This is a genomic window from Pseudomonas sp. GW821-FHT02B10, assembly GCF_059421865.1.
On record NZ_JBWKVU010000002.1, the window covers coordinates 324,396 to 345,737 of the forward strand.

Genomic DNA, 21,342 nt, shown 5'->3' on the forward strand with positions numbered 1-21,342 from the left:
TCGCGGCTCAGGGCTTGAGGCTGACCTTCGAGTAGTCCTGGCGACCGAACGGGCTGACCTGATACCCATGGACATCCTTGCGCGTCAGGGCGAAGGCGGTCGGGTGGGCAAGCGGTAGCCACAGGGCCTGCTGCTGGATCTGGGTTTGCGCCTGCTGGTAAAGCTTGCTGCGCACGCCCTGCTCGGTGGTGGTCTTGCCGGCGGTGATCAGCTTGTCCAGGCCGGGGTCGCAGTAGCGGGCGAAGTTGGTCCCGGACTTCACCGCCGCGCAGGTGAACTGCGGGGTGAGGAAGTTATCCGGATCGCCGTTGTCGCCGGCCCAGCCCATGAACAGCAGGTCGTGCTCGCCGGCCTTGGCCCGACGGATCAGCTCGCCCCATTCGATCACGCGGATCTCCGCCTGGATCCCGACTTGTGCCAAGTCTGCTTGCAGCTGTTGCGCGCCCAGGCTCGGGTTGGGGTTCAACAAACTACCGGAAGGGCGGGTCCAGATCGTGGTCTGGAAGCCGTCTTTCAGGCCGGCCTTGGCCAGCAATTGGCGGGCCTTCGCCGGATCATGGGCGTAACCCGGCAGCTCCTTGGCGTAGCTCCAGGTGTTGGGCGGGAAGGGGCCGTTGGCGGGTTCGGCGGTATTTTCGAAGACCGCTTTCAGGTAGTTGGCCTTGTCGAAGGCGAGGTTGATGGCCTGGCGTACTTCAGGTTTGTCCAGCGGTGGGTGCTGGCTGTTGATGGCGACGAACGCGGTCATGAAGGCCGCGGTTTTCTCGACCTTGAGCGCAGGCTCCTCAAGCGCGGCGGTCACGTCCAGCGGCTTGGGCGACAGGGCGATCTGGCATTCGTTGCGGCGCAGCTTCTGCAGGCGCACGTTGGCGTCCGGGGTGATGGCGAAGATCAGCGAATCCACCGCCGGCTTGCCGGCAAAATAGTCGGGGTTGGCCTTGTAGCGGATCGATGCGTCCTTCTGGAAGCGGCCGAACACGAAGGGGCCGGTGCCGATCGGCTGGCTGTTGAGCTTGTCCTGGGTGCCGGCTTTGAGCAACTGGTCGGCGTATTCGGCGGAGTAGATCGACGCAAACCCCATGCTCAGGGTGGCGAGGAAGGTCGAATCGGCGTGGTCGAGGGTGAAGCGCAGGGTCAGCGGATCCAGGGCGTCGATCTTCTTGATCAGCGCCGGCAGCTGCAGCGACTGGGCATGGGGATAGCCGCTCTGCGCCACTTTATGCCAGGGGTTGGCCGGGTCGAGCATGCGGTCGAAGCTGAACTTCACGTCTTCGGCGGTCAGCTCGCGGCTCGGATTGAAATACGCGGTGCGATGAAACTTCACTTTCGGGTGCAGCTTGAACACGTAGGTCAGGCCGTCGGCCGAGACTTCCCAGCTGTCGGCCAGGCTCGGTACCACCTTGCCGCTGCTGGCGTCGAACTCCACCAGGCGATTCATCAGCACGTCGGCCGAGGCGTTGGTGGTGGTCAGCGAGTTGTACTGCACTACGTCGAAACCTTCCGGGCTGGCCTCGGTGCACACGCTTAATGCGGCGGCGTGGGCCAGCGGGCTCAGAAGAAGAGGGGCGAACAGGAGCGGGAGGGCAGCGAGGCGCATGTTTGGCTTCCTTTGCAGATCGAAGGCCCATCTGCGAGTGCAGTCTGGAAAAAGGCTTACCCTAGTGGCCCCGTTGAAAAATGACTATCCCCTTTTTTCGCTCGTGGGCCGGATACGTTGGCATTTATTGCGGCGTCGAGCCTGTTGGCGGTCGGCAGTCATGGGCACATTAGGCATAAATTGACAGAGGTTTTTTCCATATATTGACGTGGAACGAGCGGGGCGGCGGCTGTGCTGGGTGATTTTGCCGCCTGTTTCATCCTCGGAGAATTTATTCTGCGACGAGTGGTCAGCCATGGCGCCAGCCTTTGGTGCAGGCATCCGGAGCAAGAAAACAGGGACTTTTCGAAATCCAAAGCACACCGGCTGTTGTTGCTACGGGGTCTTTCTGGTATAAAGCAGCGCTCTTTTCTAGGGGCCCGGTTCCTTCGCTTGTAGGTGTAGCCGGTAAGACCCTAAAGAAACGCGGCGCCTGGCGCCAAATGACTGAGAGATTAAGCGGCCAACCCATGCCGGGTTGGGCATGTGGTTTTAGAGGGCTGAGGCATGTCGAGAGTCTGTCAAGTTACCGGTAAGGGTCCGGTGACTGGGAATAACATTTCCCACGCAAACAACAAAACCCGTCGTCGTTTCCTGCCGAACCTGCAGCATCACCGCTTCTGGGTTGAGTCCGAGAAACGTTTTGTGCGTCTGCGCGTATCTGCCAAAGGCATGCGTATCATCGACAAGCGTGGCATTGATGTCGTGCTGGCCGAACTTCGTCGCGATGGCAAGGTTTAAGGGAGCTAATCATGCGTGAATTGATTCGTTTGATTTCGAGCGCCGGTACTGGTCACTTCTACACTACCGACAAGAACAAGCGCACTACTCCGGACAAAATCGAGATCAAGAAATATGATCCGGTTGTTCGTAAGCACGTGATCTACAAGGAAGGCAAAATCAAGTAATTGATTTTTCTTCTGACAAAAAAACCCGCCTTCAAGCGGGTTTTTTTGTGCCTGCGATTCAGGCTTTCGGTTCGAAGATCACATAGATCTTGCGGCACGGTTCCAGCACCTCCCAGGTGCCGCGAAAGCCTGCGGGAATGACGAAGCGATCACCGGCGCGCAAGGTCTTGGCATTGCCTTCGCCGTCACGCAGGACCGAAACCCCCTGCACGATCTCGCAGTACTCGTGCTCGGTGTAGTTCACCGTCCACTGGCCGATCGCGCCTTCCCACACCCCGGCGTTCATCTGGCCGCACGGGCTGTTGTAGTGGTTGAAGACGGTCTGCTCGGGGTCGCCCTTGAGGACTTTTTCCTGGGCAGGGCGATACCGCTCGGCCGCAGTGTTGGCCTGATTGAAGTCGACGATGTCCTGGATGCTCATGCTGGTATTCCCCCCTGATTGCGCTGCGAATGGCTGGAAAGCCCAAAGTCTATGTTTATTAAAATGAACATAGCAATGGCGTTTGCCTGGCCACTGTCAAATATATTGAAACTTCGGGTGCCGCTGGTTTAGGGTGGTGAATGCCATGGGCCGAAGCAGGCTGGCCGGGCAGAATTCCTGAAGGTGCCGACATCGATCGCGTGGCGCCTGTATCCAACAAGAGGAGGACACTCGCATGACCACCCTGACTCGAGCCGATTGCGAACAACGCGCCCGCGAGCTGAAAATCGAAGGCCGTGCCTACATCAATGGCGAATACACCGCCGCCGTTTCCAACGAAACCTTCGAATGCATCAGCCCGGTCGATGGCCGTCTGCTGGCGAGTATTGCCAGCTGTGACGCCGCCGACGCGCAACGCGCCGTGGAAAACGCCCGCGCCACTTTCAATTCCGGCGTCTGGTCGCGCCTGGCGCCGGCCAAGCGCAAAGCCACTATGATTCGTTTTGCCGGCCTGCTGAAGAAGCATGCCGAAGAACTGGCCCTGCTCGAAACCCTGGACATGGGCAAGCCGATCAGCGACTCCCTGGGTATCGACGTTCCCGGCGCGGCGCAAGCGCTGAGCTGGAGCGGCGAAGCCATCGACAAGATCTACGACGAAGTCGCCGCCACGCCCCACGACCAACTGGGCCTGGTGACTCGCGAGCCGGTGGGCGTGGTCGGCGCTATCGTGCCGTGGAACTTCCCGTTGATGATGGCATGCTGGAAACTCGGGCCGGCGCTGTCCACCGGTAACTCGGTGATCCTCAAACCGTCGGAAAAATCGCCGCTGACCGCTATTCGCATCGCCGCGCTGGCCGTCGAGGCTGGGATCCCGGCCGGGGTGCTCAACGTGCTGCCAGGTTATGGCCACACCGTGGGCAAGGCCCTGGCCCTGCACATGGACGTCGATACCCTGGTGTTCACCGGTTCGACCAAGATCGCCAAGCAGTTGATGGTCTACTCCGGCGAATCGAACATGAAGCGCGTCTGGCTGGAGGCGGGCGGCAAGAGCCCGAACATCGTGTTCGCCGATGCCCCGGACCTGCAGGCCGCGGCCGAATCCGCGGCCAGCGCCATTGCCTTCAACCAGGGCGAAGTCTGCACCGCCGGTTCGCGCCTGCTGGTGGAGCGTTCGATCAAGGATAAATTCCTGCCGCTGGTGATCGAGGCCCTCAAGGCCTGGAAACCGGGCAACCCGCTGGACCCGGCCACCAACGTCGGCGCGCTGGTAGATACCCAGCAGATGAACACCGTGCTGTCGTACATCGAGTCCGGTCATGCCGACGGCGCCAAGCTGGTGGTGGGCGGCAAGCGCACCCTGCAGGAAACCGGCGGGACCTACGTTGAGCCGACCATCTTCGATGGTGTCAGCAACGCAATGAAGATCGCCCAGGAAGAGATCTTTGGCCCGGTGCTCTCGGTCATCGCCTTCGACACTGTGGAAGAAGCCATCCAGATTGCCAACGACACGCCTTATGGCCTGGCCGCGGCGGTATGGACGGCCAATATCTCCAAGGCTCACCTGACCGCCAAGGCGCTGCGGGCCGGCAGTGTCTGGGTCAACCAATATGACGGCGGTGACATGACCGCGCCGTTCGGCGGCTTCAAGCAGTCGGGCAACGGTCGTGACAAGTCGCTGCATGCGTTCGACAAGTACACCGAACTGAAGGCGACCTGGATCAAGCTGTAATTCAAGGGGCGCGGATATCGGGCGTCTGAACAGACGCCACCCCGCGCACCGTTAGCCGATCCATATCGCAGCCGGACTTTCCGCAGGGGAGGTCCGGCTGCGTTGTCTCTGTATTAAAAAAACCATCCACAGGAGCGTGGAAATGCGCTGGGCAACTTATTTCGCCGTTTTGGCGGCTGTCCTGAGTGTGGGGCTGGCCTTGGGCGTGAGCATGCCGCTGGTGTCGTTCCGCCTGGAGAGCTGGGGGTATGGGCCCTTTGCAATCGGCGTGATGGCCTCGATGCCGGCGATTGGCGTCTTGCTCGGGGCGAAGGTGTCCAGCCGCCTGGCGGCACGCTTCGGCACGGCGGGGCTGATGCGCCTGTGCCTGTGGGGCGGGGCGATCTCCATTGGCCTGCTGGCGCTGTTGCCGAGTTATCCCCTGTGGCTGGTGCTGCGGCTGATGATCGGCGTGGTGCTGACCATCGTCTTCATCCTCGGCGAAAGCTGGATCAACCAGTTGGTGGTGGAGCAGTGGCGCGGTCGCCTGGTGGCGCTGTATGGCAGTAGCTATGCCTTGAGCCAATTGGCTGGCCCGCTGCTGCTGGGCGCCTTGGGCACCGAGCATGACTACGGTTTCTGGGTGGGCGTCGTGCTGCTGGTGGTGTCGCCTCTGTTGCTGATGGGCCGCAGCGGTGCGCCGAGCAGCGAGTCTTGCAGCGTGACCTTCGGTGATCTGTGGCGCTTCTGTCGTGGCCTGCCGGCCATTGGCTGGGCGGTGGCGCTGTTCGCCGCGTTCGAGGCGATGATCCTGACCCTGTTGCCGGTCTATTGCCTGCGCCAGGGGTTTACCGAGGACATCGCCCTGGCGATGGTCAGCACCGTGGTGGTGGGCGATGCCTTGTTGCAGCTGCCAATCGGTGCCCTGGCCGACCGCGTATCGCGGCGCGCCTTGTTCGCCGGCTGCGCGGTAATCCTGCTGCTGTCGAGCCTGGCCATTCCGTTGCTGCTCGATACCCTGCTGATCTGGCCGCTGTGGGTGTTGTTCGGCGCCAGCGCCGGGGGCCTGTTCACCTTGTCGTTGATTCTGATCGGCGAGCGCTACCGCGACGATGCGCTGGTGCGCGCCAATGCCCACGTCGCTCAGCTGTGGGGCATCGGCTGCCTGATCGGGCCGCTGGTGGCGGGGGCGGGCAGCCAGTGGGTCAGCGGGCATGCCTTGCTGTTGCTGATGGCGGCCGGGGCCCTGGGGCTGATTGTGCTGTTGTTGCGCGAAGGCGCGTTTGGCGCGGCCCAGCCACAAACCCTGTAGCAGCGAGGTTTGCCCGCGACAAGGGGCTGACAGTCAACCGCCTGGCTGAGTGTGATTCCGCTATCGCGAGCCAGCTCGCTCCGGCGGGCGCTCAGAGCATCCGTTCGAGGCCGATGGTATTGCTCATCCAGGCATTGAAGCGCCGCCACCAGTTGCCTGGCTCGCGGGTCAGGGTGTGCAGTTGCTGGTTGTCTTCGGTGACCCAGACCAGCTTGCCGTCCTGCAGTTTCGCCTCGTAGCTCAGGGCCGGCGCCATGCCTTGCAGCGCCAGGCTGCGAACGCGCTCGGCCAGCTCGGGGCTGTCCACCAGCACCCCGACCTCGGTGTTCCACAGCACCGAGCGCGGGTCGAAGTTGAAGGAGCCGATAAAGGACTTCTGGCGGTCGAAGATGATCGCCTTGCTGTGCAGGCTGGAGTCCGAGCCAGGATACGACGCACTGTGGAACAGGTGAGGACCGCTGCCGCCGCCGTTACCGGGTTGGCGCCGCAGTTCGTAGAGTTTCACGCCGTGTTGCAGCAGCGCCTTGCGATACGGCGCGTAGCCGCCGTGGACCGCCGGTACGTCGGTGGCTTCCAGGGAGTTGGTCAGCAGGCTCACCGCAACCCCGGCGTCGGCGCGTCCGGTGAGGTAGACCAGGCCTGGCTGGCCGGGGACGAAATAGGCCGAAACCATCATCAACTCTTTACTGACGCTCTGTAGCTCCGGCGCCAACTGGGTGGTCAACAGCAGGTGCGGGTCGGGTTCACCCTTGGACAGGACCTTGCTCGGGGCGTCCCACAGCGCCTGGTTCCAGGCCCAGATCAGCTCTTTGCGCCAGACGTCCATGCGCGGCTGGGTCCGATAGGCCTTGAGCTCCTGGAACAGGGCATGCTCCTGCTGCTGGGCGTCGTCCAGCGATTGCTGCAGGCGCAACCGGGTGTTGGCCAGCTCCCTGGCCGATGGCAGGCGCGACATAAACTCGCCGATGGGTTTGCTCAGGGCGCTGTTCCAGTACTGGTCGAAGCTGTGCCCGAGCTGTTCGGCCACCGGGCCGATACCGAGGATGTCGATGTCGGTGAAGTTCAGGTTGGGTTCGGCGTCGAAGTACTCGTCCCCCAGGTTGCGCCCGCCGACGATGGCCGCGCTGTTGTCCGCCAGCCACAGCTTGTTGTGCATGCGTCGATGTTGCAGCGACAGGTTGAACAGACGCCCCATGGCACGGGTCACGCCAGTGCTGCGCCCCAGGTGCAGGGGGTTGAACAGGCGGATCTGTATCCGCGGATGGGCGGCGAGGGTGGCCATGATCTGGTCCAGGCCGTCGCTGGTGGTGTCATCCAGCAGAATGCGGATGCGCACGCCGCGGTCGGCGGCCTTGAGCAGTTCGTCCACCAGCATCCGGGTGCTGATGCCGTCATGGACGATGTAGTACTGCAGGTCGAGGCTGCTTTGGGCGTTGCGGATCAGTTCGGCGCGGGCCATGAAGGCTTCGCTGCTGTCGGACAGCAGGCGAAAGCCCGAACGTCCCTGATAGGGGGCGGCCTGGGCCTGGATCAAGCGACCGAAGGCCGAGTCGGCGGCCGGCAGAGCCTGGCTGGGCTCGCGAGGCACATCGAGGCTGACGCAGCCGCTCAGGCACAGCGCGATCAGCATAAGGAAGGCCAGGGCCTGTCTGGATCTCAAGTCAGCTCATCTCGAATCGCTGCGATGGTCTAGCTGTGACGCCGGTTTCACAGGAAAAGGTCAGTCCGTTGCGCAATCTTCAGCCAGCAGCTTGATGGCGGCTGCGCCGACTTTGCGCACGGCTTCCTCGATCTGTGCCGTTGGCTTGGCAGCGTAGTTCATCCGCAGGCAGTTGCGGTACTTGCCCGAGGCCGAAAAGATGCTGCCCACGGCAATCTGCACGCCCTGGCCGAGCAGCGCGCGGTTCAGGCGCAGGGTATCGAAACCTTCCGGCAGTTCGACCCACAGCATGAACCCGCCCTGCGGCCGGCTGGCGCGGGTACCCGTGGGGAAATAGCGGCTGACCCAGTCGATCATCAGGTCGCGATTGCGCTGGTACTGGGTGCGCATGCGCCGCAGGTGCGGCTCGAAATTGCCGCTCTTGAGGAACTCGGCGATGGCGATCTGCGGCTGCGGCGCGGTGGAGCCGGTACTGATGTATTTCATGTGCAGCACTCGTTCCAGATAGCGCCCGGGGGCGACCCAGCCGATGCGCAGGCCCGGCGCCAGGGTCTTGGAGAAGGAGCTGCACAGCAGCACCCGGCCATCGTCGTCGAACGACTTGATGGTCCGCGGGCGCGGGTAGGTGTAGGACAGCTCGCCATACACATCGTCTTCGATGATCGCCACGTCAAAGCGCTGGGCCAGGGTCAGCAGGGCCCGCTTGCGCGACTCCGGCATGATATAGCCCAGCGGGTTGTTGCAGTTGGGGGTCAACTGTATGGCCTTGATCGGCCATTGCTCCAGGGCCAGTTCCAGGGCGTCGAGGCTGATGCCGGTGAGTGGGTCGGTGGGGATTTCCAGGGCCTTCATGCCCAGGCCCTTGAGGGTCTGCATGGCGCCATGGAAGCTCGGCGAGTCGACGGCGACGATATCCCCGGGCTCGCAGGTGGCACGGATGCTGGTGGACAAGGCTTCGTGGCAGCCGGTGGTGATCACCAGGTCGTTGGCGCCGAGCTGGCAGCCGGAATCGAGCATCAGCCGCGCCAGCTGTTCACGCAGTTCGTGCACGCCGTAGATGGTGTCGTAATACAGACCGGGCATGTCCTGGCGCCGGCTGATGCGGGCGAGCCCGCGCAGCAGGGGCTTGAGGGTCGGGCTGGTGACGTCGGGCATGCCGCGGCCCAGCTGGACGATATCCTTGCGCGGCACGCTGCGGATCAGTTCCAGCACCTGGTCCCACTGCGAAATCTCCACTGGCCGCTGCGCCGGGCGACCCACCGCGGGCAGTGCCGGCAGTTCGCGGCTGACCGGCACGAAGTAGCCGGACTTGGGCTTGGGCGTCGCCAGGCCGCTGTCTTCCAGCACCCGATAAGCCTGCTGCACGGTACTCAGGCTGACCCCGTGTTCGACACTCAAGGCCCGTACTGACGGCAGTCGGTCACCGGGGCGATAGAAGCCTTGTTCGATACGTGTGCCCAGCAGTTCGGCGAGATTGACATACAGGGTCATGGCGCAGCCTCGGGGTGATTGAATCGGGTAACCAGTACAGATGGCGCAAAATTACAGGATTCAGCCCGGATAGGGGAAATTCTGTATGGAAATAATAGCAGTGCTTTGAATCTGTAATGGTTTCTGGCGCCCGCGCATGATGTCTGCTCATAGCGACCCAAGTAAACAGGAGCAGCAAAAATGAACGGCTTGAGCGATGTGCGTTTGTCGTTACACAGTCAGGAACTGGCGGCTGGGCAGGAGCGGGCAGCAGGGGCGATGTCCGTCCACAATGCGCCGTCCGGCCTCGGTCTCTGGGGCCTGTACTGGCACCGACTGCGTACACGCAAGGCGCTGCTCGAGCTGACCACCGAACAGTTGCGCGATATCGGCCTGAGTCGCGAACAGGCGCGGCAGGAAGGGCTCAAGCCGTTCTGGCGGCTGTGAAAATCCCGCTGGCTTGTAGCCGCTGGCGCAGCCTGCGATCGGTTGCGCAGCAACCGCAAAGGGCCGCAACCGATTTCACAGGAAACCGGATGCGGCCTTTTTTCGCCTGCTGCGCAGTCGATCGCAGCCTGGCGGCAGCGGCTACAGGTTTCAGATCAGTTCTTTCAACCGATGCCAGAGCATCCCCAGCGCCAGCAGCGGCGAACGCAGGTGCTTGCCGCCTGGGAAGGTGATGTGCGGGACCTGGGCGAACAGATCGAAACCACCGCCCTGCTGGCCGCTGATGGCTTCGGCCAGCAACTTGCCGGCCAGGTGCGTGGCATTCACGCCGTGGCCCGAGTAGGCCTGGGCGTAATACACATTGGGCTGGTCTTTTAGACGGCCGATCTGTGGCAGGCGGTTGGCGCCGATGCCGATCATGCCGCCCCATTGATAGTCGATCTTCACCGCCGCCAGTTGCGGGAACACCTGCAGCATCTTCGGCCGCATATAAGCGGCAATGTCCCGCGGGTCGCGGCCGGAATAGTGGCAGGCGCCGCCGAACAGCAAGCGCCGATCGGCCGAAAGGCGGTAATAGTCCAGGGCCACCCGCTGGTCGCAGACCGCCATGTTCTGCGGCAACAGGGCGTGGGCCAGCTCTTCGCTCAAGGGTTCGGTGGCGATGATGTAACTGCCGGCGGGCAGCACCTTGCCACCCAGTTGCGGGTTGAGATCGTTGAGGTAGGCGTTGCAGCCCAGCACCAGGGTGCTGGCGCGCACCGAGCCCTGGGCGGTATGGACCTTGACCTGCGGCCCGTAATCGATGCGGGTCACGGCCGAGTGTTCGAACAGGCGCACGCCCAGTTGCTGCGCGACCGCGGCTTCGCCCAGGGCCAGGTTCAGCGGGTGCAGGTGCCCCGAGCCCATGTCGATCAGGCCGCCGACGTAACGGTCGGAACCCACCACGCTGTGCATCTCGTTGGCTTGCAGCAGCCGGGTTGCATGGCGATAGCCCAGGTCGCGCAACTCCTGGGCATCTTCGGCGAAACCTTCGAGGTCGCGCGGTTTGTTGGCCAGGTCGCAATAACCCCAGGTCAGGTCGCAGGGAATCTGGAAATGCTCGATACGCTGGCGGACGATTTCCACCGCTTCCAGGCCCATCAGTTTCATCTGGCGTACGCCGTCTTCGCCGATTATTGAGGCGAACTGCTCGAGGCCGTGACCCACTCCGCGAATCAGTTGCCCGCCGTTGCGCCCGCTGGCGCCCCAGCCGATCTTGCGCGCTTCCAGCAGAATGACGCTGAGCCCGCACTCGGCCAGCTCGATCGCGGTGTTGAGCCCGGAGAAGCCGCCGCCGACCACGCATACGTCCGCCTGGTGCTCGCCGGCCAGCGCCGGATAATCGGGCTGGTGCAGGCTGCTGGCGGCGTAGTAGGAGGCGGGGTGCGAATGGCCTGGCCCCGACGGCTGAACACGGGTGTTCATGTGGATCATCCTGATTCGTGTGTTTGGAAAATTTGACGGAGCATAAGCCGGACCTTTCCGGTGCGGCAACATTGGTCGGCCAGTGCTGTCTGCCACAAGGCTTTTAAGGCAAAATCGCGGCCTCTCCAGACTCCCGGTAAACGCTTCGATGAGCTGCAACAGCCAGAAAATCCGCACGCTCCGACAGCAGATCCCTTCGTTCGAGTGCGTGCCCGGCTGTCACGACTGCTGTGGTCCGGTCACCACTTCGACCGAAGAGATGTCGCGCCTGCCGCGCAAGACCCGGGCCGAGCAGGACGCGGCGATGGAAGAGCTGAACTGTGTGCACCTGGGGCCCAATGGCTGCACGGTGTATGACGAGCGGCCGCTGATCTGTCGCCTGTTCGGCACCACGCCGAGCCTGCCATGCCCCAATGGCCGGCGCCCGGTGGAGCTGATCCACCCGCGGGTGGAGAAGCAGATCCATGAATACATGGCGAGCACCCGGCAGGTGCTGGTCTGACCCGAGGCCATCGCGGGCATGTAGGCGCGAGGCTTGCCCGCGACAGCGATTGCCCTGACGACAGGGCCTGCGGGCCGTTGTGATCAATCCGGAATCGGCAGGCTCAGGCTCTCTTTCACCTCTTCCATCACGATATAGCTCTTGGATTCACGTACGTGGGGCAGCTTGAGCAGGATGTCGCCCAGCAGTTTGCGGTACGAGGCCATTTCGGAAATCCGCGCCTTCACCAGGTAGTCGAAGTCCCCCGACACCAGGTGGCATTCCAGTACATGCGGCAGTTTCAGCACGGCGCGGCGGAACTCCTCGAAGGTGTCGCCGGACTTGTAGTCCAGGCTGATTTCGACGAATACCAGCAGGCTACCCTTGAGGTGCTGCGGGTTGAGCCGGGCGTTGTAGCCCATGATGATGCCTTCGCGCTCCAGGCGGCGGACCCGCTCGGTGCACGGCGTGGTCGACAGCCCGACCTTTTCCCCCAGCTCGGTAAAGGAGATGCGCCCATCGGCTTGCAGGATGCGCAGGATATTGCGATCTATCTTGTCCAGCTCACGCTTTGTCTGGTGGTTGGTACGCATAGGGGATGCGCCTCCGTGAAAAGGGTTTTTGCCGAGAATTCTCGCCAAATATAGGCGTTTATATAGTGAAAAGCACTGGTCGTTGCTTTTTATACTGCGCGCATCTTCGCTCTGAATAACAAACGTCAGCGGTTATCCGCGATGAGGGATATGAAAATGCGCGTTCTGGTCTTGGGTAGCGGCGTGATCGGTACCACCAGTGCCTACTATCTGGCCCGTGCCGGTTTCGAAGTGACCGTCGTCGACCGTCAGCCGGCCGTTGCCATGGAAACCAGTTTCGCCAACGCCGGCCAGGTTTCGCCGGGTTATGCCTCGCCCTGGGCCGCGCCGGGCGTGCCGCTCAAGGCCATCAAGTGGCTGCTGCAGCGTCACGCGCCGCTGGCGATCAAGGCCACCGCCGACATCGATCAATACCTGTGGATGGCGCAGATGCTGCGCAACTGCACCGCTGCCCGCTATGCGGTGAACAAGGAGCGCATGGTCCGCCTGTCCGAGTACAGCCGCGACTGCCTCGACGAACTGCGCGCGGAAACCGGCATCGCCTATGAAGGCCGCAGCCTGGGGACCACCCAGCTGTTCCGCACCCAGGCGCAACTGGATGGCGCGGCCAAGGATATCGCCGTGCTCAAGGAGTCCGGCGTGCCTTTCGAACTGCTGGACCGCGAGGGCATCGCCCGCGTCGAGCCGGCCCTGGCCAGCGTGACCGACATCCTGGCCGGCGCCCTGCGCCTGCCGAACGACCAGACTGGCGACTGCCAGATGTTCACCACGCGCCTGGCGCAAATGTGCACCAAGCTGGGTGTGGAATTCCGCTTCGACCAGGACATCCAGCGCCTGGACTTCGCCGGTGACCGCATCAACGGCGTCTGGATCGACGGCAAGCTGGAAACCGCCGACCGCTACGTGCTGGCCCTGGGCAGCTACTCGCCACAACTGCTCAAGCCACTGGGCATCAAGGCCCCGGTGTATCCGCTCAAGGGGTACTCGCTGACCGTGCCGATCACCAACCCGGCCATGGCCCCGACTTCGACCATCCTCGACGAAACCTACAAGGTCGCGATCACTCGTTTCGACAACCGTATCCGCGTTGGCGGCATGGCGGAAATCGCCGGTTTTGACCTCTCGCTCAACCCGCGTCGGCGCGAAACGCTGGAGATGATCGTCAACGATCTTTATCCTCAGGGCGGCGATCTGTCCCAGGCCAGTTTCTGGACCGGCCTGCGTCCTACCACTCCGGACGGTACGCCGATCGTTGGCGCCACGCCCATGCGCAACCTGTTCTTGAACACCGGTCATGGCACGCTTGGCTGGACCATGGCCTGTGGTTCCGGTCGTCTGCTGGCCGATCTGATGGCGAAGAAAAAGCCGCAGATCAGCGCCGAAGGTCTCGATATTTCTCGTTACGGTAATCCTCAGGAGCCTGCAAAACATGCCAATCCAGCGCCAGCTCACCAATGAGCGCATGAGCCAGATCGTCGTCCACAGCGGTACCGTGTATCTGGCCGGGCAAGTCGGCGACGACCTGAACGCGGGGATTGAGCAGCAGACCCGTGAAACCCTCGCCAACATCGAGCGTTTGCTGGACCTGGCCGGCACCGACAAGTCGCGCCTGCTGTCGGTGACCATCTACCTGAAGGACATCGATGCGCACTTCGCCGGGATGAACAGCGTATGGGACCAGTGGCTGCCGAAAGGCGTCGCCCCGGCCCGCGCAACCGTCGAAGCCAAGCTCTGCGAACCGGAAATCCTGGTCGAGTTGTCCGTCGTGGCCGCTCTGCCTTAAGCAAGATCCCTCTCCCGGTGCTGTTAATGGATGGCTCACGCCATCCGCCAGCGCCGGTTTTTTCTTCCCACATGACCGCCTAGAAGTCTGCCGCCATGCGTCCTGCCCGTGCCCTGATCGATCTTCAAGCCCTGCGTCACAACTACCAACTGGCCCGCGAAGCCTCACCGGGCGCCCGTGCGCTCGCGGTGATCAAGGCCGATGCCTATGGCCATGGCGCGGTGCGCTGTGCCCAGGCGCTGGAAGCCGAGGCCGACGGCTTTGCCGTGGCCTGTATCGAAGAAGCCCTGGAGCTGCGTGCGGCGGGGATTCGCGCGCCGATATTGCTGCTTGAAGGCTTTTTCGAGGCCGATGAGCTGGACCTGATCGTCGAACATGATTTCTGGTGCGTGGTGCATTCGCTGTGGCAGCTGGAGGCCATCGAGCAGGCCACCGTCGCCAAGCCGCTGACGGTATGGCTCAAGCTGGATTCGGGCATGCACCGCGTCGGCCTGCATCCCAAGGATTACCAGCCGGCCTATCAGCGGCTGCTGGCCAGCGGCAAGGTGGCGAAGATCGTATTGATGAGCCATTTCGCCCGCGCCGACGAGCTCAGCTGCAGCAGCAGCGACGAGCAGGTTGCGGTGTTCGAGGCGGCGCGCCAGGGTTTGTCCGCCGAGATCAGCCTGCGCAACTCGCCGGCCGTGCTCGGCTGGCCGCACATCCCCAGCGACTGGGTGCGCCCCGGCATCATGCTGTATGGCTCGACCCCGTTCGAAGAACCGCATCCACTGGCCGCGCGCCTGCAACCGGTGATGACCCTGGAGTCGAAGGTGATCTGCGTGCGCGAACTGCCGGCCGGCGAGCCGGTGGGGTACGGCGCCAAATTCGTCACGCCACGGCCAATGCGGATCGGCGTGGTGGCCATGGGGTACGCCGACGGTTATCCGCGGCATGCGCCGACCGGTGCGCCAGTGCTGGTGGCGGGGCAGCGTACCCAGCTGCTCGGCCGGGTTTCCATGGACATGCTGTGCATCGACCTGACCGACGTGCCAGAAGCCGGGCTGGGTTCTACCGTCGAGCTGTGGGGCAAGAACATCCTCGCCAGCGAGCTGGCGGCCGCGGCCGACACCATCCCTTATCAGCTGTTCTGCAACCTGCGCCGGGTGCCACGCGTCTATTCTGGGGACTGAGCGGCACAGCGCATTGCCGAAAGTCGCCTTGCCCCCTGGGATTGGGGCCCAAGTGTTGTAAATACTGAACGCTATCGCCATGATAACGCTCAACTACAACAACGCCTGATCCCTAGGAGGCTGCCGCATTGGACGTCGGTGAACGACTGCAATCCATCCGTAAACTCAAAGGCCTTTCCCAGCGTGAACTCGCCAAGCGCGCGGGCGTCACCAACAGCACCATTTCGATGATCGAGAAGAACAGCGTCAGCCCCTCGATCAGTTCGCTGAGAAAGGTTCTTGGCGGCATTCCCATGTCGATGGTCGAGTTTTTCTCGGAAGAAATCCTCCAGGAAAAACCCACCCAGATCGTCTACAAAGCCAACGAGTTGATCGATATTTCCGATGGCGCGGTGACCATGAAGCTGGTGGGCCGGGCGCATCCGAGCCGGGCGATCGCTTTTCTCAACGAGATCTATCCGCCGGGCGCCGATACTGGTGAAGAGATGCTCACCCATGAAGGCGAGGAAACCGGGATTCTCGTGGAAGGACGCCTGGAGCTGGTGGTGGGTCTTGAGACATTCGTGCTTGAAGCCGGTGACAGCTACTATTTCGAAAGCACCAAGCCGCACCGTTTCCGTAATCCTTTCGATGCACCCGCGCGACTAATCAGCGCAGCCACGCCCGCGAACTTCTAGTAGAAGAGGCGTCCTGCAAGGATTGCAGCGGTGCCCGAAGCAGCATTTCGCCTCTCTCTAATCCCCCTTTGAATCTAGGGTTGTTTCAGAGTGGCGGGCTAACCGCTATACTTGCGCCCGCCCGCGAAACCGTGGCCGTGGGCGTGACTAGCCACCATTGAGGGTGTACGCGTGAACCTAATTATGAAAATGCTGGCTGCACCAGCAACCGTATTGGCCCTCTGGGCTGTCAGCGCTCAAGCTGCGACCAACGACGACATTGCCAAGCGCCTCGAGCCGGTTGGCCAGGTCTGCGTCCAGGGGCAGGAATGCAAGGGTATGGAAGTCGCTGTTGCCGCCGGTGGCGGTGGTGCGAAGACTCCAGACGAAGTGATTGCCAAGCATTGCAATGCTTGCCACGGCTCCGGCCTGCTGGGCGCGCCGAAAATCGGCGACGCCGCTGCCTGGAAAGAGCGCGCGGATCACCAGGGTGGCCTCGACGGCATCCTGGCCAAGGCCATTACCGGTATCAACGCGATGCCGCCTAAAGGCACCTGCGCCGACTGCTCCGATGAAGAGCTCAAAGGCGCCATCCAGAAGATGTCCGGTTTGAAATAAGCACGGATCTTGCGCAAAAAAGCCGCTCACGAGCGGCTTTTTTCATGCCTGCGATTCGGCCGCTACTGTTCATTGCAGCAAAGACCCGGCAAGCTCGGTCCAACCTCAAATTCATGGAAGGTTCTGGAGGATCGGATGGTGCAGTCATGTTCTATCGAGCTGGCGGTCGATGAGGTCCTGGCACGCTTGCCGGCGCATATTCACCTGGGCATGCCCCTGGGGCTGGGCAAACCCAACCGCTTGGCCAATGCCCTGTATCGTCGCATCGCACAGCTGCCCGAACGCCAACTGACCATTTACACCGCCCTGAGCCTGGGCCGCCCGCCGCTGGGCGATGGCCTGCAACGGCGCTTCCTCGAGCCTTTCATCGAGCAGGTCTTCGGCGACTACCCCGAGCTGGAATTCCTCGCCGACCTGCACCGCAACCAGGTGCCGGCCAATATCCATATCGAACAGTTCTTCATGCAGCCCGGCAGCCTGCTCAACAGCCCGGCGGCGCAGCAGGATTATGTCTACAGCAACTACAGCCACGCCGCGCGCGACATCAATGCCGCGGGCCTGAACCTGGTCGCGCAACTGGTGGCCCGGGACCCGCAACAGGCCGACCGCCTGAGCCTGAGTTGCAACCCGGACATCACCCTCGACCTGTTGCCGATGATCGCCGAGCGGCGTGCCGCCGGCGAAACCATCCTGCTGCTGGGCCAGGTGCATCGCGACCTGCCTTATATGCCGGGCGACGCCGAAATCGACGCCACCACCTTCGACCTGTTGATCGACGAAGAGGAGGGCAGCACGCTGTTTTCCACGCCGAACATGCCGGTGGGGTTCCAGGATCACTTTATCGGCCTGCACGCCAGCACCCTGGTGCGCGACGGCGGCACCCTGCAGATCGGCATCGGCTCCATGGGCGATGCATTGACGGCGGCGTTGCTGGCACGCCAGGCGGACAACGACGGTTATCGGGCGCTGCTGGCGGACCTGGAGATCCAGGGCTGGAAGCCGCTGATCGAGCGCGAAGGCGGGGTGGAGCCTTTCGCCAAGGGCCTGTATGGCTGCAGCGAGATGTTCGTCAACGGCCTGCTGGCCCTGGCCGATGCCGGCATCGTACGGCGCAAGGTCTACCCTTCGGTGGCCCTGCAGCAGCAGGCCAACGCCGGGACCCTGGATGAAAACCAGGCGCTGGGCGGGGTATCGGTACATGGCGGTTTTTTCCTCGGGCCGCGCAGTTTCTACCAGCGCCTCAGGGATCTGCCCAAGAGCAAGCTCGGCGAGTTCAACATGACCGCCATCAGCTACATCAACGAGCTGTACGGCCACGAAGAACTCAAGCGCCTGCAGCGCCTGGACGCGCGCTTTATCAACAGCTCGATCATGGTCACCCTGCTGGGCGCCGGGGTGGCGGATCAGCTGGAAGACGGCCGGGTGCTCAGTGGCGTCGGCGGACAATACAACTTCGTCGCCCAGGGCCATGCGCTGCGAGGCGCGCGCTCGATCCTGATCCTGCGCAGCTGGCGCGAATCCGCGGGCCTGGTCAGCTCCAACATCGTCTGGGAATACGGCCACTGCACCATCCCGCGGCACCTGCGGGACATTGTGGTCACCGAGTACGGCATCGCCGATCTGCGCGGCAAGACCGATGCGAAGGTCATCGAAGCGCTGCTCAATATCAGCGACTCGCGTTTCCAGCCGGGCCTGATCGAACAGGCGCAGAAGGCCGGCAAGCTGCCCAGGGATTTCCGCCTCGATCCGCGTTTTACCGACAACCACCCGCAACGCCTGCTGGCGATCCAGGCGCGGCACCGGCACCTGTTCCCGGAATATCCGTTGGGCAGCGACTTCAGCGCAGAGGAGCGGGATTTGCTGCGGGCGCTGAACTGGCTGAAGAGCAAGTTCAAGCTCAGCGAGATTCTCGAATTGGGCAAGGCGGCGCTGGATGCCCCACCGCCCGAGGCGTTTCCGGCGCATCTGCAGCGGATGCAGCTGGTGAAGCCCGATGGTTGGCGCGAGGAGATCTATCAGCGTTTGCTGCTGGCGGCGCTGCGGGAGACGGCGCAGGCATGAGGTAGACGCCTGGCGGCGTCATCGCGGGCAATCGAGCGTCGACCGGCTGCTCCTACAGAAGCGGGTGGTCTCTGTAGGAGCGAGGCTTGCCCGCGATCAAGAGGCGAAGCCTCTTAGATAAAGGTCACCACGCCATCGGCCAGGGACTTGACCCGGGCCAGGGATTCCACGCGGTAGCCTTGCGCGTCCAGTTCGGCGCGGCCGCCCTGGAACGACTTCTCGATCACGATGCCCAGGCCGGCCACGGTGGCGCCCGCCTGCTTGATGATCGAAATCAGCGCCTGGGACGCCTTACCGTTGGCCAGGAAGTCATCGATGATCAGCACGCGGTCGCTGCTGGTCAGGTGGCGCGGGGAAATCGCCACGGTGCTTTCGGTCTGCTTGGTGAACGAGTACACGGTCGCCGACAGCAGATTCTCGGTCAGGGTCAGGGACTGGTGCTTGCGCGCGAAGATCACCGGTACGCCCAGGTTCAGGCCGGTCATGATCGCCGGGGCGATGCCCGAGGCTTCGATGGTGACGATCTTGGTGATGCCCGAGTCCTTGAACAGCGTGGCGAATTCGTCGCCGATCAGCTTCATCAAGGCCGGGTCGATCTGGTGGTTCAGAAAGGCGTCGACTTTCAGGACCTGGTCGGAAAGCACGATGCCTTCTTCGCGGATTTTCTTGTGCAGTGCTTCCATGAAGCTTTCCTCTGTTGACGCCTTGTGCGCCTGAGCTCTGATAAAAGGTGTTCGGTTAAAAATGCTGCGGTTAAAAAATGGCCAATTCTAGCGCTTTAACATCGCCCGTATATCCGCCAGTGCGTTATTGCCGCGAACGGCTTTGACTTCGGTCGGGGTGTCGTCGTTGCCTTCCCACGCCAGGTCGTCCGGCGGCAGTTCGTCGAGGAAGCGGCTGGGCGCGCAGTCGATGACTTCACCGTACTGCTTGCGCTTGGCGGCGAAGGTGAAGGCCAGGGTCTGGCGCGCGCGGGTGATGCCCACGTAGGCCAGGCGGCGTTCTTCCTCGATGGTGTCGGCTTCGATACTGGAGCGGTGGGGAAGGATTTCCTCCTCCATGCCCATGATGAACACATAGGGGAATTCCAGGCCCTTGGAGGCATGCAGGGTCATCATCTGCACGCCTTCGGCGCCGTCTTCCTCTTCCTGCTGACGCTCCAGCATGTCGCGCAGCACCAGTTTGCCGATGGCGTCTTCGACGGTCATTTCGCCGTCTTCGTCTTTTTCCAGGGTGTTCTTCAGCGCTTCGATCAGAAACCACACGTTACCCATGCGGTAGTCGGCGGCCTTGTCGCTGGAGCTGTTGGTGCGCAGCCAGTTCTCGTAGTCGATGTCCATGACCATGCTGCGCAGGGCGGAAATCGGGTCTTCGCCGGCGCACTGCTCGCGCACCTTGTCCATGAAGCGCTTGAAGCGCGCCAGGCGGTCGGTGAAGCGGCTGTCCAGGTGCTCGCCCAGGCCGATTTCGTCGGTGGCGGCGTACATCGAGATCTTGCGTTCGGTGGCGTAGTTGCCGAGTTTTTCCAGGGTGGTGGAGCCGATTTCCCGGCGCGGCACGTTGATCACCCGCAGGAAGGCGTTGTCGTCGTCCGGGTTCACGATCAGGCGGAAGTAGGCCATCAGGTCCTTCACTTCCTGGCGCCCGAAGAAGCTGTTGCCGCCCGACAGGCGATAGGGAATCTGGTGATGCTGCAGCTTCAGCTCGATCAGCTTGGCCTGGTAGTTGCCGCGATAGAGGATCGCGAAATCGCTGTAGGGCCGGTCGGTGCGCAGGTGCAGGCTGAGGATTTCCATGGCCACGCGCTCGGCCTCGGCGTCCTCGTTGCGGCAGCGGATCACGCGGATCTCGTCGCCATGGCCCATCTCGCTCCACAGCTGTTTCTCGAACTCGTGGGGGTTGTTGGAGATCAGCACGTTGGCGCAGCGCAGGATGCGGCTGGTGGAGCGGTAGTTCTGTTCGAGCATCACCACCTTCAAGGACGGGTAGTCTTCCTTGAGCAGCATCAGGTTTTCCGGGCGGGCGCCGCGCCAGGCGTAGATCGACTGGTCGTCGTCGCCCACCACGGTGAACTGGTTGCGCTTGCCGATGAGCATTTTCACCAGCAGGTACTGGCTGGCGTTGGTGTCCTGGTATTCGTCCACCAGCAGGTAGCGCACTTTGTTCTGCCACTTCTCCAGGATGTCGGCGTGTTCCTCGAACAGCTTCACCGGCAGCAGGATCAGGTCGTCGAAGTCCACCGCGTTGAACGCCTTGAGCGTGCGCTGGTAGTGGGTGTAGACGATGGCCGCGGTCTGCTCCTTGGGGTTGCGCGCGTTTTCCAGGGCCTGGGCCGGCAGGATCAGGTCGTTCTTCCAGGCGCCGATCATGTTCTTGATCTCGTCGACGCCGTCGTCGCCCGAGTATTCCTTTTGCATGATGTCGGTCATCAGGGCCTTGACGTCGGTCTCGTCGAAGATCGAGAAGCCCGGCTTGTAGCCCAGCCGCACATGCTCCTTGCGGATGATGTTCAGCCCCAGGTTGTGGAAGGTCGACACGGTCAGGCCGCGGCCCTCGCCACTGCGCAGCAGGGTGCCGACCCGTTCCTTCATCTCCCGCGCGGCCTTGTTGGTGAAGGTCATGGCGACGATGTACTGCGCGCGAATGCCGCAGTTCTGGATCAGGTGGGCGATCTTGCGCGTGATTACACTGGTCTTGCCGGAGCCAGCACCGGCGAGCACCAAAAGAGGGCCGCCGACGTAGTTCACGGCTTCTTGCTGCCGGGGATTGAGTCGGGACATGACGAAAAAAGGGGTCTGTAGCGAAATGGGCGGGCATTTTAACAGGATGGACGGATTCTGCTGCTCTCTCCGACTTGTGACGCAGCACGCTATCTAAATTTGCCGGTTTTGATACTTTCCCTCAGGATGCGCGCTGAATATGCGTCTAATGTTCGAGTTAGAGCGGTACAAG

Annotated in this window: 20 protein-coding genes; 12 read left to right on the forward strand and 8 right to left on the reverse strand. The window is 62.6% G+C overall.

From position 1 onward, the window contains the following. Nucleotides 1–7: 7 nt before the first annotated feature. Nucleotides 8–1,597 (reverse strand): ABC transporter substrate-binding protein, encoded by a 1,590-nt coding sequence (locus tag AC07VU_RS05325; RefSeq protein WP_007921115.1) that lies wholly within the window; start codon nucleotides 1,595–1,597, stop codon nucleotides 8–10. A gap of 546 nt (nucleotides 1,598–2,143) precedes the next feature. Between AC07VU_RS05325 and rpmB the strand changes: the two genes are divergently transcribed. Beyond that, entirely contained in the window at nucleotides 2,144–2,377 is a 234-nt protein-coding gene (rpmB, locus tag AC07VU_RS05330) for a 50S ribosomal protein L28 (RefSeq protein ID WP_007921114.1), read from the forward strand. Nucleotides 2,378–2,388: 11 nt separating this feature from the next. After that, on the forward strand, nucleotides 2,389–2,544 hold the full coding sequence (gene rpmG / locus AC07VU_RS05335) for a 50S ribosomal protein L33 (protein ID WP_003177274.1): 156 nt from the start codon (nucleotides 2,389–2,391) through the stop codon (nucleotides 2,542–2,544). A gap of 58 nt (nucleotides 2,545–2,602) precedes the next feature. On the opposite strand, the gene AC07VU_RS05340 is transcribed toward rpmG, so the two are convergent. Beyond that, the gene (locus AC07VU_RS05340) at nucleotides 2,603–2,965 is read right to left on the reverse strand and encodes a cupin domain-containing protein (protein WP_007921102.1); all 363 of its coding nucleotides are present in this window, start codon (nucleotides 2,963–2,965) and stop codon (nucleotides 2,603–2,605) included. A 235-nt stretch (nucleotides 2,966–3,200) separates the two neighbouring features. Between AC07VU_RS05340 and AC07VU_RS05345 the strand changes: the two genes are divergently transcribed. Continuing rightward, the gene (locus AC07VU_RS05345) at nucleotides 3,201–4,694 is read left to right on the forward strand and encodes an aldehyde dehydrogenase (RefSeq protein ID WP_495029594.1); all 1,494 of its coding nucleotides are present in this window, start codon (nucleotides 3,201–3,203) and stop codon (nucleotides 4,692–4,694) included. A 142-nt stretch (nucleotides 4,695–4,836) separates the two neighbouring features. Then, the gene (locus AC07VU_RS05350) at nucleotides 4,837–5,985 is read left to right on the forward strand and encodes an MFS transporter (RefSeq protein WP_053263102.1); all 1,149 of its coding nucleotides are present in this window, start codon (nucleotides 4,837–4,839) and stop codon (nucleotides 5,983–5,985) included. A 91-nt stretch (nucleotides 5,986–6,076) separates the two neighbouring features. On the opposite strand, the gene AC07VU_RS05355 is transcribed toward AC07VU_RS05350, so the two are convergent. Together AC07VU_RS05355 and AC07VU_RS05360 are read right to left on the reverse strand one after the other, a co-directional pair. Beyond that, entirely contained in the window at nucleotides 6,077–7,615 is a 1,539-nt protein-coding gene (locus tag AC07VU_RS05355) for a phospholipase D family protein (RefSeq protein ID WP_420801081.1), read from the reverse strand. 90 nt (nucleotides 7,616–7,705) lie between these two features. Next, nucleotides 7,706–9,136 carry an aminotransferase-like domain-containing protein gene (locus AC07VU_RS05360; RefSeq protein WP_007921095.1) on the reverse strand — a complete coding sequence of 477 codons (1,431 nt, stop codon included), beginning with the start codon at nucleotides 9,134–9,136 and terminating at the stop codon, nucleotides 7,706–7,708. 180 nt (nucleotides 9,137–9,316) lie between these two features. Between AC07VU_RS05360 and AC07VU_RS05365 the strand changes: the two genes are divergently transcribed. Further along, nucleotides 9,317–9,562, forward strand: a complete 246-nt coding sequence (locus tag AC07VU_RS05365; RefSeq protein WP_009046179.1) for a DUF1127 domain-containing protein — start codon at nucleotides 9,317–9,319, stop codon at nucleotides 9,560–9,562. A gap of 150 nt (nucleotides 9,563–9,712) precedes the next feature. Here AC07VU_RS05365 and AC07VU_RS05370 read toward each other — a convergent pair whose 3' ends face one another. Then, nucleotides 9,713–11,026, reverse strand: a complete 1,314-nt coding sequence (locus tag AC07VU_RS05370) for an NAD(P)/FAD-dependent oxidoreductase (RefSeq protein WP_274305000.1) — start codon at nucleotides 11,024–11,026, stop codon at nucleotides 9,713–9,715. 148 nt (nucleotides 11,027–11,174) lie between these two features. Between AC07VU_RS05370 and AC07VU_RS05375 the strand changes: the two genes are divergently transcribed. After that, a complete protein-coding gene (locus AC07VU_RS05375) occupies nucleotides 11,175–11,528 on the forward strand; it encodes a YkgJ family cysteine cluster protein (protein WP_007932445.1) in 354 nt (117 codons plus the stop codon). Between the two features lie 83 nt (nucleotides 11,529–11,611). Here AC07VU_RS05375 and AC07VU_RS05380 read toward each other — a convergent pair whose 3' ends face one another. Beyond that, the gene (locus tag AC07VU_RS05380) at nucleotides 11,612–12,100 is read right to left on the reverse strand and encodes an Lrp/AsnC ligand binding domain-containing protein (protein ID WP_007932443.1); all 489 of its coding nucleotides are present in this window, start codon (nucleotides 12,098–12,100) and stop codon (nucleotides 11,612–11,614) included. 156 nt (nucleotides 12,101–12,256) lie between these two features. Between AC07VU_RS05380 and dadA the strand changes: the two genes are divergently transcribed. The 6 genes from dadA (at nucleotide 12,257) to AC07VU_RS05410 (ending at nucleotide 18,390) form a co-directional block, all read left to right on the forward strand. After that, entirely contained in the window at nucleotides 12,257–13,558 is a 1,302-nt protein-coding gene (gene dadA / locus AC07VU_RS05385) for a D-amino acid dehydrogenase (RefSeq protein WP_274304999.1), read from the forward strand. Continuing rightward, nucleotides 13,530–13,883: a RidA family protein gene (locus AC07VU_RS05390; protein ID WP_007932432.1), complete on the forward strand. Its 354-nt coding sequence runs from the start codon at nucleotides 13,530–13,532 to the stop codon at nucleotides 13,881–13,883. Before dadA ends, AC07VU_RS05390 begins: the two co-directional genes overlap by 29 nt. A 95-nt stretch (nucleotides 13,884–13,978) precedes the next feature. After that, nucleotides 13,979–15,055, forward strand: a complete 1,077-nt coding sequence (alr, locus tag AC07VU_RS05395; protein WP_053263099.1) for an alanine racemase — start codon at nucleotides 13,979–13,981, stop codon at nucleotides 15,053–15,055. A 128-nt stretch (nucleotides 15,056–15,183) separates the two neighbouring features. Further along, nucleotides 15,184–15,732 (forward strand): cupin domain-containing protein, encoded by a 549-nt coding sequence (locus tag AC07VU_RS05400; RefSeq protein ID WP_007932420.1) that lies wholly within the window; start codon nucleotides 15,184–15,186, stop codon nucleotides 15,730–15,732. 183 nt (nucleotides 15,733–15,915) lie between these two features. Next, complete coding sequence (locus AC07VU_RS05405) at nucleotides 15,916–16,329, forward strand: c-type cytochrome (RefSeq protein ID WP_009046174.1); 414 nt, start codon at nucleotides 15,916–15,918, stop codon at nucleotides 16,327–16,329. 135 nt (nucleotides 16,330–16,464) lie between these two features. Next, on the forward strand, nucleotides 16,465–18,390 hold the full coding sequence (locus AC07VU_RS05410; protein WP_274304998.1) for an acetyl-CoA hydrolase/transferase C-terminal domain-containing protein: 1,926 nt from the start codon (nucleotides 16,465–16,467) through the stop codon (nucleotides 18,388–18,390). A 113-nt stretch (nucleotides 18,391–18,503) separates the two neighbouring features. Here AC07VU_RS05410 and AC07VU_RS05415 read toward each other — a convergent pair whose 3' ends face one another. Then, entirely contained in the window at nucleotides 18,504–19,073 is a 570-nt protein-coding gene (locus AC07VU_RS05415) for a xanthine phosphoribosyltransferase (protein WP_007932417.1), read from the reverse strand. A gap of 87 nt (nucleotides 19,074–19,160) precedes the next feature. After that, a complete protein-coding gene (gene rep / locus AC07VU_RS05420) occupies nucleotides 19,161–21,170 on the reverse strand; it encodes a DNA helicase Rep (RefSeq protein ID WP_007932416.1) in 2,010 nt (669 codons plus the stop codon). Between the last annotated feature and the right edge of the window lie 172 nt (nucleotides 21,171–21,342).